The organism is Chryseobacterium lathyri (assembly GCF_019970085.1).
Taxonomy (GTDB): Bacteria; Bacteroidota; Bacteroidia; order Flavobacteriales; family Weeksellaceae; genus Chryseobacterium; species Chryseobacterium lathyri.
This window is the reverse complement of the sequence record NZ_JAHXYG010000004.1, coordinates 517503-533283: the sequence shown is the minus strand read 5'-3', so window position 1 is coordinate 533283 and position 15781 is coordinate 517503. Positions and strand designations below refer to the sequence as shown.

Genomic DNA, 15781 nt, shown 5'->3' with positions numbered 1-15781 from the left:
TTCTACAATGAATCCCTCTGAATAAATTTAAAGACGTTATTCACAGATTCTTTTTTATTTTTCAGAATCATATAAGCTGCAGATTCTCCCATAGCTTTAAAATCTGTAGTAATTACGGTAATTCCAAGTAGTTCTTTAAGAGGCGTTTCGTTATAGGAAATAATTCCGATGTCTTTGCCCAGCTCAAGATTTTTCTGTCGGATTTGCTTAACCAGATTCACCAGATCCCGTTCCCGAATCGTGATGAAAATATCTTTATCCTGCAATTCCATGTCGGGATAAATCTCGTCAAGAATTTCATAATCGAGTTTAAAATCCTTACAGAATTTTTCAAAACCGCGTACAATGCGGAAAGGATAGGGGTGAATGGATTTATCGGGATATACTAAAATGATCTTTTCGTATTTTTTTATTTTGTCTAAACCTTCTTTTAAAGCATTGTAAATATCATGTTCGAAATCCTGAAAAATAGAACCGTATTCTCCGGAAATATTAGGCTTGGTATTGTCTAACAGCAACAATTTGTTTTTCGGAATTTGTTCAATCATATCTAAAACCTGCTGTGTTGAACTGGTATGTTTAGACTGTTCATCACGAAAATGGGGCATGATCACATAATAATCAAATCCGCCCAGGTTCTTTTTTAACGAATTAATGAAAAGAGTTTCGTCACAGTGATAAATATACATCTCAACATTGCCTTTGGTACCGATTGCATTGACGAAATAATTGTAGATCATCATTTTATAGGTACTCGGTTTGTTGATCAGGAAGAAAATGTTGATCACATCGTTTTTATTAACACGTGAGATGTAATAGCCTTTTCCCTTTACAGATTCGATGATTTGCCTTTTCCGGAGCTCTTTATAAGCTTTTTCTACAGTATCTCTTGAAAGAAAGCAGGACTCGCTGAGTTCGTTTATGGAAGGAATTTTTTCTCCAATCTTAATTTCTCCACTATCAATTCCGTTAAGAATAGAATCTACAATCTGTTTGTATTTAGGAACTCTGGAATGCTCATTGATTATTATTTCAAATGTTTCGGCCATGATGTTGAGATAGGAGATATTTATTTCAGTTTATAAAATAACTCAAGGTTAACGAACGGTGCAAAGCAAGTTACAAAAATTTATGATAACTTTTTTGATATGCTTTTAATGATAGTAAATGTTTAAATATTAATTATAATTGTGATTGTTCCGGTATAAACTATAACGGAAAAATACGATTTTAGTATACAAAGTTAAGCACAATGTATAAAAACTTAATAAAGCTGTTTGATTTTGTGTAACCTGAAGTTGATGTCTGGTAAAGCAAAAAAAAGAAAAATGGATTTGAGAATTAAATTTTGGTGTTTATAATTTCAAAGACAAAAGATGTAGAAGTTTCGAATTTTCCCCCCTGTGTTGCTCCGAAAAGGAATTGGGGGGTCTTACCGTCTTTGTCCATTAAAATCATGGGGCGTTCTAATCTCCCGAACCGTTTTAAATGATTGGGCGCTGCAGGCTCCTTAATATAACTCTTCATATTAAGATAGGCGATTTTCGGTTTGGACCAGCTAAGTCCGTCTCTGGAAGTTAAATGTAGGCCGAATTCATGGTTAAAAAATCCCATATCACGGGCTACTATATGGAATTTTCCGTTTTGTCTCCAGATAAAAGCATCTTCCAGCTGGGCATTGCCAGGTAACAATGAAAAATCAATGACAGGATTTTCCTTTACTTTCTCATAAGGACCTGAAGGGTGGTTCGCCTTTGCCAGTCCATATTTTCTGTTTCCTCTTACCGGGCCTTTCTGATTTTCATATTCTTCAGTGTTCCAGGATTTATAAAAAAGCCAGAATTTGCCATCATTTCCTTTTACAAAAGCTGGGTTTGTAGTGCAATGGTCGTCCCATGAGCCTTTTTCTCCGGGAAGCAGCAGAGGTGTTTCTGGCCTTATCCAATTTCCGTCAAGACTTTTTGAAGTGGCAAGCCCTATTCTTTTGGTATTTGTTTTTCCGTTGTGGTTACCCATATAGAAAAGATAATACTCGTCTTTCACTTTGGTAATTAAAGGATTATGACAAGTTGTGGCATCCCAAAATTCGCCACCTCTGGGGGAAAGAATAACTTGTTTATGCTTGAATTCTCCATAGGGAGACTCGGCTTCTGCACGGCAAATTTCAGAACCGTTGAGCCAGCCGCCCATTCCTTTTTCTTTTTTCCATCTGGAATAAAAAAGATGAACCTTACCGTCCTCGCCCCAAATTGGAGAATTACACCAAATGTAATAGTTCTCCAATGAAAAGGTCCGCCCAATTGGTTTTAAATTGAAATAAGGTGTGTCGGAAGACGATGAATCTGTAAATGACAGCCCCAGAACCACAGCTGTGATCCCAAGGGCTGAAGTCTGTAAAAAATCTCTGCGTGTAAAGTGTCCGGGCTTGTCCATCTCATCTGATTTACTGCTAATTTAGTATAAACATATAAGTAGACTGTCCTGTACTTTCGGTGAACTGTTTAATATGAACTTATCTGTCTTTGGTTATTTGGTTTTGGTTTTGAAAAATTAAAATCAGGGCATAAAAAAGCCTGCCTAAAGGCAGACTCTAACTACTACTATATGAATCTGAAATTTAAGGCATCTTTTTGAAACCTTCCGCTTTTATTTTCCATGAACCGTCTTTTGGAAAGCCCGGAAATTCTCCTTTGGAGCTGTCCCAACCTTCAAGCATCATGGCAACAGTCGTTAATACCCCTCCGTTTCCGGGAAGATAAATACGGAGACGCTTATCCTGGAAATTATGACCGTTTTTAAGATAGGTATTAGTCTGAATGTTCATGAAAAGCGCATCCAGAGCTTTATTTGGAAGTCCCAGTCTTGCGGCATTCATGGCTGTCATTGGGAAATCCCAACCCCACGTATGTTCCCAGTTCCATCTTTCCCAAACGATGTCCAGTGTGTTTTTCATGATTTTTTTATCCAATTTCGGAGATTCGGGAACCATTCCTAATGCTCCCAAAACAGCAGGGTGATCAGTCATCCATTTGGGAAAAGTGAAAGAATCTTTTGCGGATTCGGTTGACAAATAAACACCATCCTGAACAGGTAGCGGGGCCAATTTTGCAATAACTTCATCCCATTTTTTATCTCTCGGCTGTCCCAATCTTTCTTTCCATTGCTGAGCAACCTTCAGCGCCCAATCCCAATAAGCTACTTCATAAGTCGGGTTATATGTATCTTTTGCAGGGAAAACTTCCTGTGCCGGAATGACGCCTTTTCCGAGATTATAGCGGTTCTTCTCTTTATCATAATGAGCATAATCTGCCATAAATTCAGCGGTTGCAAAAATCAGGTCCTTATATTTTTCCAAAACTTTCTTGTCCTGTTTGTCGCGGTACAGAAGTTCGGTCATATAGATGATATGCGGCTGTTCCCAGATAAGGAATGCTGCTACAGAAGACGGACTTTCATTTCCTTCATTATCAGACATTTTAATCCATCTTATGCCTTTGTAGCCTTGTCTTTCTGCTAATTTTTTTGCTTTTTCAAAAGTCCTGAAATAATAATCCAATTGTTTTTCCAAGATCTCAGGTCTTCCCCATAAAGCGTAGTGAACACCATGCCACCAATGCATTTCTGTGTGTGGTTTTCCGTACCAGCTGTTGAAAGTTAACCCTGTTTCCTGTGGCGGATTGCTCCCTCCGCATTGTACTTTGGTTAAATACTCTGATAGAACAACCCGGCGTTCCAATTCGTTCGCTCTTGGGTCTGTACTTCCTTCGAAATCAACTGCTGCACCGCTTTTCCAGAAAGATTCCCATCCTGAAGTGCTTTCTTTTTCTGCATCAGCAAATAATGTTTTACTGCTTTTCGGATTTTTAGCTGAAAACTCAACGCTTAATTCTATTTTTTTGTTTTTTGAAGACGGTTCGAATACAAAATAATGTTTTCCCGCGTCACGTAATTTCCCTTCTGTAAAATAAAACTGAGTATAATAATCTGCACTCTGCAACTGGTGACGAATTAAGCCTTGCGTTGATTGTGAAGAGACAATTTTTGTCGTATGATCATTTTCATTGCCATAAAAAGCGGCATCATCTAAAAACTGTCCGGTAGGAGAAGGGTAGCGTGCGAAAACTTTCAACCTGTTTTGAGCAATTAAATCAGACTCAATTTTAATTCCGATTTTATCAGAATTCTGAAAAGAAGCCGTCCATACTTTTACAGGTATTCCGTCCAGTGAGAATTCACTTGTTATAACTCCTGTCCAAAGATCAATTTTTTGATTAATGTTTGTCAGATCTGAAATTTTTGCTTTCTGACCATCTTTTTTAAGCAGTTCAATACCTATATTTCCTAATTGCAGACGATGTTTGTTAACTCTGAAATACTCAACGGCTCCTTTATTTCGCTCAGGCTCTTTCAGTTGCACACTGTACAGTGCTTTACGTCCTTCATTGTTGAAATCGTATGCCTTTAATGTTTCTTCAAATTTATAATCTTTAGTATTTAGAAAGCTGTTCCAGCCCCACTCAGACTGCGTTCCCAAAGAAACACCGTTTTTGTAATATTCGGGGAACGACTGCATTCCGGTGATGTCGACCGTGTAAGCAAATTTTCCGTTTCCGACAGTTAAAGTAGATAAGGTATCCACTTTTGTATTAACCACATTGTGACGCTGGACTACCTTTTTTCGGTCTATTTTCTGAGCAGTTAATGAAGAAAAGCCTATCAGAAAAATACCAAGATATACTGCTAATTTTTTACTCATATTTTTTTATTTAAGAATAGTGGCACTCATCAATCCGATAACGACATCGTTGCTCACTGCTGTTAATTTTATTGATTTTAATTCTCTGTTTGGGTCAATCGGCAGATCCAGAATGGTTGCGGCACCTCCTTCAACAGACCGACTGCTCACTCCTTTAATTTCCGAATACTTTGTTAAACTTCCTCCTTTGTACAATTCCCCGGTTTTCAGCTGAACCCGGTACGGAATTTTATCATCCGGAATTTCAAAAGCAAAATTATCGTCAAACAAATCCTGCTCGATAGGCCACCAGTTCACGGGGTTTTTTAGTTCTAATTCTGTACTCGAACCGTCTGAATATTGAACCGTAACCGTTCCGTTGGTAATTTGTGACTGCATCGGGTTGGTTGAACCAGCCATCAGAAAATAGACTTTTCGTCCTTTTCCTGTAACAGGGATTTCAACCGATTCCGGAAAATTATCCCATTGACTTGTAAAGACAATATTTTTCTCTTCGTTATTAATTAAAAAAGGAATTCCTAAGAACTCAAGCTTTCCGTCTTTTCGTTTTTTCATCAGTCCGCTGTCATCAATTTGAGCAGTAGTCAACGGATAGCACCAGTTTCCGATTCCTTGCCATGGAAGCTGCAGGGTAGGGACATTGGGCCGTGGTGAAAGATATTTCTGATTAAAAATTTCGGTTACTCTTTCATTATATTTTAAGGCTAATAAAACAGGACTGAACTCTCCTTTATTTTCGATTTCCCAATCTGTTATTTCTACATTTTGTTTGATTCCATCGTACTCAAGCTGAATGAAGTTGGTTCCCTTGCTTAGATTATTTGTTGGAATTTCAATTGATGTATTTTGATTTTTTTGAATTGAAAAAGTTGTATTTAAATTATCAATATTCAATTTTCCATTGATTGTATTGGATGATTTAGACTGAATTTGCAGTTTTTTATTCACCCATTTTATTTCTAAAGGATATTGAATATCGACATTCACAGGTTGCCACCATTGCGTTCCATTTTGTTCCAATTGAACGAAAAAAGTTCCTTTTCTTTCTTCTTTCACCAAATTAAATTGATTGCCGTTTCGTTTTTTAATTAATGCCTGCGGATCGTAGATTTGTTGAATCTTCTTTTTTGAATCTAAATGGAGCTGGAGATTTTCAGAGATATAATTGATGTAATCTGTCTTTTCGGTTTTTAATTCTTCTCCCGAATATGTAATTTCAATGTTGAATTCTTTTCCTTTTTCTGTTTCCAACTTTACAAAAGGCTGTAAAATAGAATTGGGTTGTATCCTCCAATCTGCTTTTTTACCATTTACTGTCACCGATTTTATTTTGGTATGATTCACAGGAATCAGTACATCAAGCGAAACCGGGTTCACATAATTTGATTTAAGCCAATAATTTGTTTTTTTAGAGTTTCTGTTAAACTTAAATTCCCAATCCGGAAGTTTCAGTTCTGCGAAATTCCAGTCTTTGGGAAATCCTGGTTTTATGTTGATCTTATTTTCTAGTAATTTTGGATAAATTCCGAAAAGTCCTTCTGTTAAAGTTCTCGCAGCTACACCAATCGGATCGGCAAAATCACGGTACAATTCTCCACGAAAGGCATCATAGTGGGATAATTGCTCAAAATTCCCCGGACTGATTCCATAATACATACTTTCGACCAAATTGCCTTTCCAAAGTCGATAGGCATCATCATTTCTTCCTGCCTGCCAATACGCTAAAGCAGTTTGTAAATTCTCGGCCAACGCCACATTGTTGATCGACCAATCATAAGGCTGCCAGTTGGTGGTGGAAAGTGTGTAATAATTTTTATTAATTTCACCTTTTACTGTTACGGGAATCTTCGGAATATGATTGTTGATGTATTGCGTGTTTTGATAATCTTCAAATTCATTTAAAATATAAGCATCCGAAACATGATAAATTGACCATATTCCAGGCTTGTCGTGAAGAATTTTATTACCCAGGGCATCTTTATATTCAGCAAAATAACCTTTACTTTTAATCCAAAGCTGGTTTTTCATGGCTTTAAAAATGGTTTCAGCTTCTTTTTCGTAAGGGGTGGAATCTTCGCCAATAATTTTTGCCAGTTTTGCCATTTCACGGTTGGCTCTGTAATTATAGGCAGAAGTGTGGGTCACTTTTCCACCTGAATACTGCAAAGCATCACTTGCCCAAATTGCAGCATATGCATCATAAAGGCCGTCCCGTTTGAAATTCCGTTTTTCCCAATCCATATGACGGACCATTGTTGGCCACATTTTTTTCAAAAAATCCACATCTCCTGTGTAGTTGAAATGAGAAAACATCTGATCAAAGAAAACCAGATTCATATCATAATGATGCGGTTTTGAATTGTCATTGGGATTTCTGGAAATATATCCGCTTGAGAACACCGAAGTTCCCATTTTTTCTTTGTGTCTTGCCAGATGCAAAAGCGTATCCATCTCAACGGGGGCAGAATCGGGTTTTAAAACCTGAGAATTGGAATAGCTTTCAAAGTGTTCTTTTGCACGGTCGTGCCAACTGAGAACATCAGCTGCATAAGCTCCTCGCCAGGCATTTAGCCTCATCCTCCAGGCAACGGCGCCATGAAGAAACGTAGGGCTTTCCCAAACGCCGTCTGCGGCGATGGCAAGAGTTGCTCCGAAATTATTTAAATCCGGATCCGGCGTTTTTAACTGAACACGGTTGATTAATGATAACCGGGATTTTTCGGCTTCGTCAAAAATACTTGTTAGCTGTTCATCTGAAAGATTTTTCTCTGCTTTTCCTTTTTTAATTTGAATATAAACAGGATTTTTTTGTGTTGAATACGTTGCGTAAATTATTGGAGATTTTTCTGCTTTATATTGTGTAAAATCAGATAGTTTTTCCAATGTTTTTGCATCGGCCAATTGTAATGAATTGGTGCTTGAAAAACTTCCATTAATATACTGATTTTCTTTTTTCTTGTTTAAATAAGTAAGCTCAAATTGGTTTTTATTGATTTGAAACTGATTGGCTTCACAATATTCCGGAAGCAAATAAAAACCTGATTCCGGGTCTGCACCGATGTCGCCATTTCTGCTGAATGTTTTTCCGCTTGCTCCACCATAAACAGCGTAGATCTTTGATGCAGGATCAACATTCTCCATTTCCATTTTTAAAATCAAGCCTTCTTCTTTAGATTGTGCTAAAACCACCAGTTTTAAATTTCCATTTCCAAGAATCTGATCTTTAATGGTATAAAGCATCAGGCCAGGACGATAACGGGTTTCAATGCTATCGGCCAGAATTAATTTTTTAAATGAATTTCCTTTCTGAATGACAAACTGAAGATTACCACCCATTCCGGGAAGATACAATGCAAATTCCGGCAAATCTCCGGCTTCCACTCTTGAAGCACGGTTGTTGCCATATAAAGCACGGTTGAAACGGTATTTCCCATTAACCAACAAAAAATCCCCTTTGTCTTCTTTGTAATGCAGCTCCCTCTCATTTTTCTGCCAATGTCTGGATTGGGCGAAAGAATGTGAGAATGCAGACAAAATGATAAAGCCTGCTAAAATGGATGTTTTTTGCATTTTATTTTTTTAAATCGGTTAATGGCTTTCCGTTAACAGTGACATTTTTCAGGGTGACATTCTTTAAAAAATCAACATTATAAGGAATTTCAACACCGTTAATTTTAGCATTAACCATTGTAAAATCTGTTACCGGAGAAGATTCGTAGGCATCAGAAAGAATGGCATATTTTCCGCCTTTTTTTACGGTCAGATTTTCTACCCAGATGTTTCTGATAGTAGGGATGAAGTTGCCCGGTTTTTCATAATGCATATTGAAACGGACCGCAGCTTCTTTATAAGCGCCTACTTTTGTATTGTAGAAGAATACATTTTCAATAATTCCGCCACGGCTTGAACTGGTTTTAATGCGAAGTGCCCTGTCAAGATTTTTACTGTCCATGACATTTCCTATGGCATAAATATTTTTTGCCCCGCCTGCAATTTCGCTTCCGATCACTACACCGCCGTGTCCATCTTTCATTTCACAGTTTTCGATGATATGGTTTTCCGCTGGTTTCCCGATGCCTCTTCCGTCTTCATCTCTTCCGGATTTTATGGCAATACAATCATCTCCCGTATCAAAATATGAATCTTTGATCCACACATTCTTACACGCTTCAGGATCGAAACCATCGTTATTAGGACCATGACTGATTACTTTTACTCTTTCAATCAAAACATTTTCACACAATACGGGATTAAGGTTCCACATTGGAGAATTTTTCACCAAAACATCCGCCATATAGAAATTTTTACTCTTATAAGGCTGAACGAAATTAGGTCTCAGATAATATCCGTCACCAAATATTCTTTCTCTCGGATTTTTCTTTTGAGCCATGTATTCATGCAGTTTTGCACGGGCAGGATTTTGTCTTCCCGGACGGGATTCGTTCCAGCCATATTTTTTTGCACCACACCAAAACCACCAATGGTCGTTGTCAGAGTTTCCGTCCAGTGTTCCTTTTCCGGTTATAGCAATATTTTCTTCTTCGTAAGCATAGATCAACGATGAATAATTCATGCATTCCATTCCTTCCCATCTTGTGAAAACAATAGGATAATCATTACTGTCCTGACTGAATAAGATCGTTGCATGTTCACTAACATGTAAATCCACATTGCTTTTTAAATAAATAGCCCCTGTCAAAAAGATTCCTTTTGGAACAACAACCCTTCCTCCGCCTTCTGCATTGCATTTTTCGATGGCTTTTTTAAAGGCTTCCGTATTTTTTGTCTTTCCATCGCCAATGGCCCCAAAATCGGTAATTATATAGTCTTGTTTTCTGAAGTTTGGCTTTACAATTTGTTTTTTTAATGTCTTGATTTCCTTTAAAGGTTGTTCTGAGGAAGTCCAGGGTTTGTATTGCGCCGAAACGGGAATTGACATGATTAATGCGAAAAGTATTAAAGCATATTTTTTCATAATGTTAGAGAAATATTAGTTGAAGAAGGAGCATTAATATTAAAATCTCTTTCTTTATCGCAATCTAAAATAATTATGATTAAAAATTATCCTGCACTGTCGGTATAAAATTCATTAATTGTTTCCTGGGATATTTTGTGATGGGAAGAAGACTTTTCATGTGTTGAAGGACACAAGTGGAAAAACTGCAGGAGAATGGATTGATGAAATCGTGTTATTGGCAGTTAAAGGAATGTTGAAAAGCTAAAACCTAACTATTGCACAAGTTGCTGATGAGTTTCATTTTTCCAATGCCTCTTTTTTCGGGAGATACTTTAAAGCCAGAACAGGACAAACGCCATTGGAATATCGAAGTCTTAAATTGAAAAAAAAGGATTAAAATAATTAATCCTTTTTTAATGATTATAAATATTTATTCTATTGGATACTCATTCCGCCATCAATAATCTGTTCTGTACCAGTAAGAAAAGAAGATTCGTCGGAAGCGAGGAATATAACAAGGTCGCTTACCTCTTTTGCATCCGCCATCCTTCCCAATGGAATAGCATCGGCAGCGCCACTGCCATCTTCGTCTGTAGCTTCTACCATCATTGGTGTCTTTATGTAGCCAGGATGTACTGAGTTGGCGCGGATATTTTCCTTCCCATACTCAACTGCAGCAGCTTTGGTCATTCCACGTACAGCAAACTTACTTCCCATATATGCTAAGCTGGGATAGCCTGGAATTGCAATGATCCCTGCTATTGATGAAATGTTGATAATGGAACCTATACCAGCTTTCTGCATTGATGGGATTGTATATTTCATTCCGTAAAAGACACCATTTTGATTGATGTCAACAACTTTCTGATATTCTTCCTCAGAAATTTCGGTTATCGTTTTTATAGGTCCAAGTATTCCTGCATTGTTTACCAGGACATTGACCGGTCCAAATCTACTTTCCGCCTCTGATATTACTTTTTTCCAGTCCTCTACACTGGTAACATCTTGTTTTACAAAAACAGCATTCTCTCCTAATTCATTTGCGATCTTTTGGCCTTTCTCTTCATTAAGGTCAGTAAAGATCACTTTCGCACCTTCAGCTACGAAGGTTCTTACATGGGATTCTCCCATGCCCTGTGAGCCACCTGTAATGATGGCCACTTTGCCATTTAATCTTTTCATATTGATTTCATTTGATTAATAAAAATATTGATATGCATAACACCATGGTCCGTTCTAAAATTCGATCATGCTTTCATATCAACATAAAAATCAATATTACCAAAAATCAACAGGATTTGAAATGTCCAAATCTTTACATTATTTACCTAATTCTCTACTATTGTAATTCTGCTGCCAGTTGATTTCGATACTTTTTTGGAGAAACATTCATATTTTTTTTAAAGAACTTACTGAATGAGTAAATATCTTTGAATGATAATTTTTCTGCAATTTCGCCAATGTTATTATCAGAATTCTTAAGTAATAGGATAGACTGGTCTAATATTGCATTTTGTATTATTTTGCTGGGAGTAATGTTCAGAGAGTTTTGCACGATTTTATGCAGATAATTTACAGTGATATTAAGCTGAAATGCATAATAGTCAAGATTTTGTTCATGCAGATAGTTTTCACTGACCAACCGCATAAAGCTTTCTACAAGATGATGACTTCTATTAAAAGTGAATTGTTTGGATGAAGGTCTATATTTACTTATTACCAGATCGGTCTCACTGATAAGAACTAACATCAAGTTCTTAGCCGTTTGCTCCCACAGTTCCGAATTTATAAAGGAAAGGAGATCAAAGATCTTTGAAAAGAGATCTTGTAAGCGATTGAAATCTTTAGACTTTAAACTATAATATGTCCCGAAACGGCGTTCAAGAAAAGTTTTTTCTGTTATGGATAAAAAATGATTATCAAGGGTTTGGATAAATTTTTTATTAAACAGGACAAAAGCACCTTGTGTACCAGGAGAAATTTCAACGATCTTGAGATTCTGATGAGGGCGATATATGAAAAAAGAACGCTTCTTATTATCTATATGAAGTAATTCTCCATCAAGTTCCACAACAAGTTGCCCTTTATTAATGATTCCATATGAGAAATAATCAGGTGTCAGGATAAATGGTTCAAAAGACTCAGGTATATCGGTCAGAAATAAAAAGTCCTCGGTATAATTCCATTTTAGTTCACGAAATGTGATGATATTTTTAATCGAGTATGAGTCCATTGGAAAAATAATTGTATAAATAGTTATTAAATTAATAGGTCAATGAAGATGATCATTTTGAATGCAATTTTTGCACATATCTTTAAACTTTTGTCAAATTATTTATTTGTTGAAGAAAGATATGTTTTTAAGAGTCTTAAAAGCAAAATTATAGGATGGCCCGATCCTCTAACGGTGGAATGCGATCCAAATAACCTGAAAGAGGGCAGGTATTTAGCTAAACGACTGTCTGAAATTCAGGGGCGAAACTTTTGTCTTGGCCTTAAATAATTTACTGAATGACTGCAAATGTTCAAAACCCAGTTCATACGCAATTTCACTTACCGTCAAATTTGTAGTAGATAGTTTTTCTTTGGCTTTTTCAATCAATTTGTCATGGATATGCTGCTGAGTATTTCGCCCTGTCAGCACGCGCAGCAAACTGCTTAAATATTTCGGTGAAATATTAAGTTCCCCAGCAACGTACTGTACAGTTGGAATACCCTCTATCACTAAGTTATCACTGTTAAAATAGCTCGAAAGCAGATCTTCCAGACGGCTTAAAATTTGATGATTGCTCTTCTGACGTGTGATAAACTGACGCTGATAAAACCTATCCGTATAGGTTAGAAGCAGCTCTAATTGAGCAATAATGACTGTCTGGCTGAACTTATCGATTTTGTGCTGATATTCGATTGCAATATCCTGAAATATCCTAACAATAGACTCCTCTTCTTTGTCTGAAAGAAATAATGCTTCATTAATAGAATAATCAAAAAATTCATATTCCCTTATCTTTTTTGATAAAGATGTGTTCCACAATAGATCAGGATGGATAAGCAATAATAGCCCTGAACGGTTTGTCATTTCTTCTACATCAATTTCAAACACTTGATTTGGAGACATCATAAACAGGACGCCCTGCTCAAAATCACTTTGCTGCTGTCCGTATTTCATCCTGCCTCTGAAATCCCGGTCAAGTAACACAGTATAAAAATCAAAGATCAGACTGACATTCGCCATACAAGGCATTATAATGGTACTATAATCTATAACACTGATCAGAGGATGCTCAGGATTGGGAAGTCCCATCACCTTATGATATTTACTGACCGTTTCGATCCTGAGGGGCAGATTGTTTTCCATAATTTAGCGATTTTGATCTTGTAGAACCTCTTCAAGTTTTTTCACGAGGTTTGCGGGCTGTTCACGCATAGCGTAATGACCACCTTTCAAGTTATAAATTTTCCAGTTCCTTGCTTTTGCTCTGCTGTACCCCATTTTTTCATTCGCAGGTTTGCCATTTTTTGTCATTGAGATATAAACAGCCGGGATATTTTTCACCAATGGATTCCTTATCTTCAAAGGTTCAGTAAAAGTTTTTAATGGCTGGGGGACATCGGTGGGATAAATATTTTTTGTTGGACCGAATGGATAAAGCATAACAGTATCCTTTATAAACGGAACCATCACTTTATCCCATAGATCCCCACAGACGTCTTTGGCGCTTTCGCCATCGTTAGGAACCATAGCATCCAGATAAATCAGGTTGCTGATACGGTCGGGGACCTGTTCTGCTACCCCGGAGATAACCATTCCTCCATAACTGTGGCCAACAAGGATAACGTTATGCAGGTTCTCGAACCTGATCACATTTACGATATCTGTAACATAAGTTGTAAGATTTATGTTTGCATTCGATAGATGAACTCTCTCTCCCAGACCTGTTAAAGTGGGACGATAGACAATATCTCCTTTTTTGCTTAAGATAGAATCTACCTTAGCATAATCCCAACCGCCATCCCAGGCACCCGGAACAAATAAAAAAGTCCGGGGCTGATGTTGCTGGCCAAATACCATCATGGAAAACATCATGCTTGTCAGTATAAAAATTGCTGCTCTCATCTTTTTATTGTTTAATTCTTAAAGCAAATTTATGCAGTAATGTAGGAAGCAATTTAGCCTGATTGCACTTTGTTTTAGTCAAAATGCCTGTTGATCATAAGTGTCAACAGATTTGGCCGAGTACAAATTTTGTGTTCACATTATGGCTCCTTTATCTATATTTTGATACGCTACTTGGAAAATAACAAGTAACGAACATTATTTTCCGATAATTTTATTCCGATGTACAGTTCCCCAATCTGAAAGTTCGCTGATAATCCTTTGCAGCGTATTGCCGTGTTCTGTCAATTCATATTCAACTGTTATAGGTTGTGTAGGTAAAACCGTTCTTTTGACCAGCTGGTTGAGTTCCAGTTCTTTCAATTCTTTGCTCAGCATTCTGTTGGAAACACCTTCAACATCATTCAGAATGTCTGAAAATCTTCTTTTACTGTAACAGCAGATCGACGAGATAATAGCGATCTTCCATTTTCCGCTCAACGCATCCATGGCATCCTGAACGGATCTCATTCTTTTCTTTTGTTCCTGCTGGAATTCTGTTATTGCACACTTCATTTATTAATTAGTTATACTGTATGTTAATGTTATTTATTATTTATCTGTACAAAGCTGAAATTTACTTTTGTTTAAATGAAAAGTCGAAATCACTATTGTTTAATGCAATACAGATTTTTTTATCCCCTTTCATTGAGGTATTAATACTGTCCGGATGTCTTTTTCAATATTCTGTTCTCAGTTTTTTCAGGTGCGGAGAAAACTATACCTTCCTTCGTATCCCATTAAACTTTGACCGAACCTTTTTTCTTGTTTTCCTGTTGAAAATCTTTAATCTGATACGTTACAATGTTACTGTGTTACCTCTATGTTACTGTTATCTTTAAGTACAAAGTTACTAAAAATAACTTGGTTGATCTACCTTTGTTGCTCAAACATTAAATAAAAGAAATAATGGATAAATTAAAAAATAAGGTTGCCGTGATTACAGGTGGCAATAGCGGTATCGGGTTTGGTATTGCAGAAGCATTTAAAAATGAAGGAGCTGTTGGTGCTATTGTAGGCAGAAATCATGATACTTTAAATAATGCTGTGGCTAAGCTTGGCGATAATTTTATAGGTATCAATGCCGACGTAACTAATATTGCCGACCTGGAAAGAGTGTTTGTAGCAACTGCAGAAAAATTTGGTAAAATAGATGTGATTGTAGTCAATGCGGGTGCTGGAACTGTAGGAACTGTGGCAAATTTAAGTGAAATCGACTTTGACAAAACAATTGATCTGAACCTGAAAAGTGTTTACTTCACTGTTCAAAAAGCATTGCCTTATATGAATGATGGTAGTTCTATTATTTTGATCGGGTCAAATGCTGCACATCGGGCATATGCGAATTTTACGCTTTATGGTGCTGCAAAAGCGGCCGTAATCTTTTTTGCAAAAGGATTTTCAAACGATCTTTTAGAAAGAAAGATCAGGGCAAATGTAATAACACCGGGTACAACAGATACACCGGCATTTGAAAAGTTTGTTCCTGCAGAACAAATCGAAGGTGTAAAAGCGCACTTTGCAAGTGTAATGCCAACAGGCAGAATAGGCCAGCCATCTGACATTGGTAAAACCGCAGTATTCCTGGCCTCTGATGATTCTTCATTCATGCTTGGGGCTGAACTTCTTGTTGATGGAGGGATGACCTATCTGGCTAAATAATTCAAAAAAGATAGCTTTAAGCGCGATAGCCAAGGAAATCATTACGGAACTAAATTTTTAAATTTAGTTCCGTAATGATTTTTATTTCCAGTGAAAAATATCTATGCACATTGGCTTATGGATATTCAATTACGTATTTACTGATCCTTATTTTTTCTGATATTTAAATAACAGTCTCATAAAACTACGATATATCGTAGTTTATTTTTATTTGGCATGTTTTTAAATATTTGAATTACAGAGTTTTATA

At 36.8% G+C, this 15781-nt stretch carries 12 protein-coding genes; 2 read left to right on the top strand and 10 right to left on the bottom strand.

Translation table 11 applies throughout. From position 1 onward, the window contains the following. Nucleotides 1-2 precede the first annotated feature (2 nt). The 5 genes from LC418_RS15455 to LC418_RS15435 form a co-directional block, all read right to left on the bottom strand. A complete protein-coding gene (locus tag LC418_RS15455; protein ID WP_111960287.1) occupies nucleotides 3-1049 on the bottom strand; it encodes a GntR family transcriptional regulator in 1047 nt (348 codons plus the stop codon). 292 nt (nucleotides 1050-1341) lie between these two features. Beyond that, the gene (locus tag LC418_RS15450; protein WP_223559791.1) at nucleotides 1342-2433 is read right to left on the bottom strand and encodes a glycoside hydrolase family protein; all 1092 of its coding nucleotides are present in this window, start codon (nucleotides 2431-2433) and stop codon (nucleotides 1342-1344) included. 184 nt (nucleotides 2434-2617) lie between these two features. Further along, entirely contained in the window at nucleotides 2618-4756 is a 2139-nt protein-coding gene (locus LC418_RS15445; protein WP_223559790.1) for a hypothetical protein, read from the bottom strand. Between the two features lie 6 nt (nucleotides 4757-4762). Beyond that, nucleotides 4763-8326, bottom strand: a complete 3564-nt coding sequence (locus LC418_RS15440; RefSeq protein ID WP_223559789.1) for a DUF4450 domain-containing protein — start codon at nucleotides 8324-8326, stop codon at nucleotides 4763-4765. Nucleotide 8327: 1 nt separating this feature from the next. Continuing rightward, nucleotides 8328-9731: a glycoside hydrolase family 28 protein gene (locus LC418_RS15435; RefSeq protein WP_223559788.1), complete on the bottom strand. Its 1404-nt coding sequence runs from the start codon at nucleotides 9729-9731 to the stop codon at nucleotides 8328-8330. A 256-nt stretch (nucleotides 9732-9987) separates the two neighbouring features. Here LC418_RS15435 and LC418_RS21150 point away from each other — a divergent pair, with 256 nt between their 5' ends. Beyond that, entirely contained in the window at nucleotides 9988-10110 is a 123-nt protein-coding gene (locus tag LC418_RS21150) for an AraC family transcriptional regulator (protein ID WP_223559866.1), read from the top strand. 38 nt (nucleotides 10111-10148) lie between these two features. Here LC418_RS21150 and LC418_RS15425 read toward each other — a convergent pair whose 3' ends face one another. The 5 genes from LC418_RS15425 to LC418_RS15405 all read right to left on the bottom strand — a co-directional run bounded on the left by LC418_RS15425 (nucleotide 10149) and on the right by LC418_RS15405 (nucleotide 14385). Then, nucleotides 10149-10895 (bottom strand): glucose 1-dehydrogenase, encoded by a 747-nt coding sequence (locus LC418_RS15425; protein ID WP_111960299.1) that lies wholly within the window; start codon nucleotides 10893-10895, stop codon nucleotides 10149-10151. A 157-nt stretch (nucleotides 10896-11052) separates the two neighbouring features. Continuing rightward, a complete protein-coding gene (locus LC418_RS15420; protein WP_223559787.1) occupies nucleotides 11053-11946 on the bottom strand; it encodes a helix-turn-helix domain-containing protein in 894 nt (297 codons plus the stop codon). 213 nt (nucleotides 11947-12159) lie between these two features. Next, entirely contained in the window at nucleotides 12160-13071 is a 912-nt protein-coding gene (locus LC418_RS15415; protein ID WP_223559786.1) for a helix-turn-helix domain-containing protein, read from the bottom strand. Between the two features lie 3 nt (nucleotides 13072-13074). Continuing rightward, the gene (locus LC418_RS15410) at nucleotides 13075-13830 is read right to left on the bottom strand and encodes an alpha/beta hydrolase (RefSeq protein WP_223559785.1); all 756 of its coding nucleotides are present in this window, start codon (nucleotides 13828-13830) and stop codon (nucleotides 13075-13077) included. A gap of 198 nt (nucleotides 13831-14028) precedes the next feature. Then, nucleotides 14029-14385, bottom strand: a complete 357-nt coding sequence (locus LC418_RS15405; protein WP_223559784.1) for a winged helix-turn-helix transcriptional regulator — start codon at nucleotides 14383-14385, stop codon at nucleotides 14029-14031. A gap of 393 nt (nucleotides 14386-14778) precedes the next feature. Here LC418_RS15405 and LC418_RS15400 point away from each other — a divergent pair, with 393 nt between their 5' ends. Next, nucleotides 14779-15531, top strand: coding sequence for an SDR family oxidoreductase (locus LC418_RS15400; RefSeq protein WP_223559783.1), 753 nt, complete (start codon nucleotides 14779-14781; stop codon nucleotides 15529-15531). Nucleotides 15532-15781: the final 250 nt, after the last annotated feature.

Bases quoted from the DNA above. Each gene is read 5' to 3' on its own strand.
- LC418_RS15420 (WP_223559787.1), bottom strand. From the start codon at position 11,946: ATGGACTCATACTCGATTAAAAATATCATCACATTTCGTGAACTAAAA.
- LC418_RS15435 (WP_223559788.1), bottom strand. From the start codon at position 9,731: ATGAAAAAATATGCTTTAATACTTTTCGCATTAATCATGTCAATTCCC.
- LC418_RS15445 (WP_223559790.1), bottom strand. From the start codon at position 4,756: ATGAGTAAAAAATTAGCAGTATATCTTGGTATTTTTCTGATAGGCTTT.
- LC418_RS15455 (WP_111960287.1), bottom strand. From the start codon at position 1,049: ATGGCCGAAACATTTGAAATAATAATCAATGAGCATTCCAGAGTTCCT.
- LC418_RS15450 (WP_223559791.1), bottom strand. From the start codon at position 2,433: ATGGACAAGCCCGGACACTTTACACGCAGAGATTTTTTACAGACTTCA.
- LC418_RS15400 (WP_223559783.1), top strand. From the start codon at position 14,779: ATGGATAAATTAAAAAATAAGGTTGCCGTGATTACAGGTGGCAATAGC.
- LC418_RS15425 (WP_111960299.1), bottom strand. From the start codon at position 10,895: ATGAAAAGATTAAATGGCAAAGTGGCCATCATTACAGGTGGCTCACAG.
- LC418_RS15440 (WP_223559789.1), bottom strand. From the start codon at position 8,326: ATGCAAAAAACATCCATTTTAGCAGGCTTTATCATTTTGTCTGCATTC.
- LC418_RS15410 (WP_223559785.1), bottom strand. From the start codon at position 13,830: ATGAGAGCAGCAATTTTTATACTGACAAGCATGATGTTTTCCATGATG.
- LC418_RS15405 (WP_223559784.1), bottom strand. From the start codon at position 14,385: ATGAAGTGTGCAATAACAGAATTCCAGCAGGAACAAAAGAAAAGAATG.
- LC418_RS15415 (WP_223559786.1), bottom strand. From the start codon at position 13,071: ATGGAAAACAATCTGCCCCTCAGGATCGAAACGGTCAGTAAATATCAT.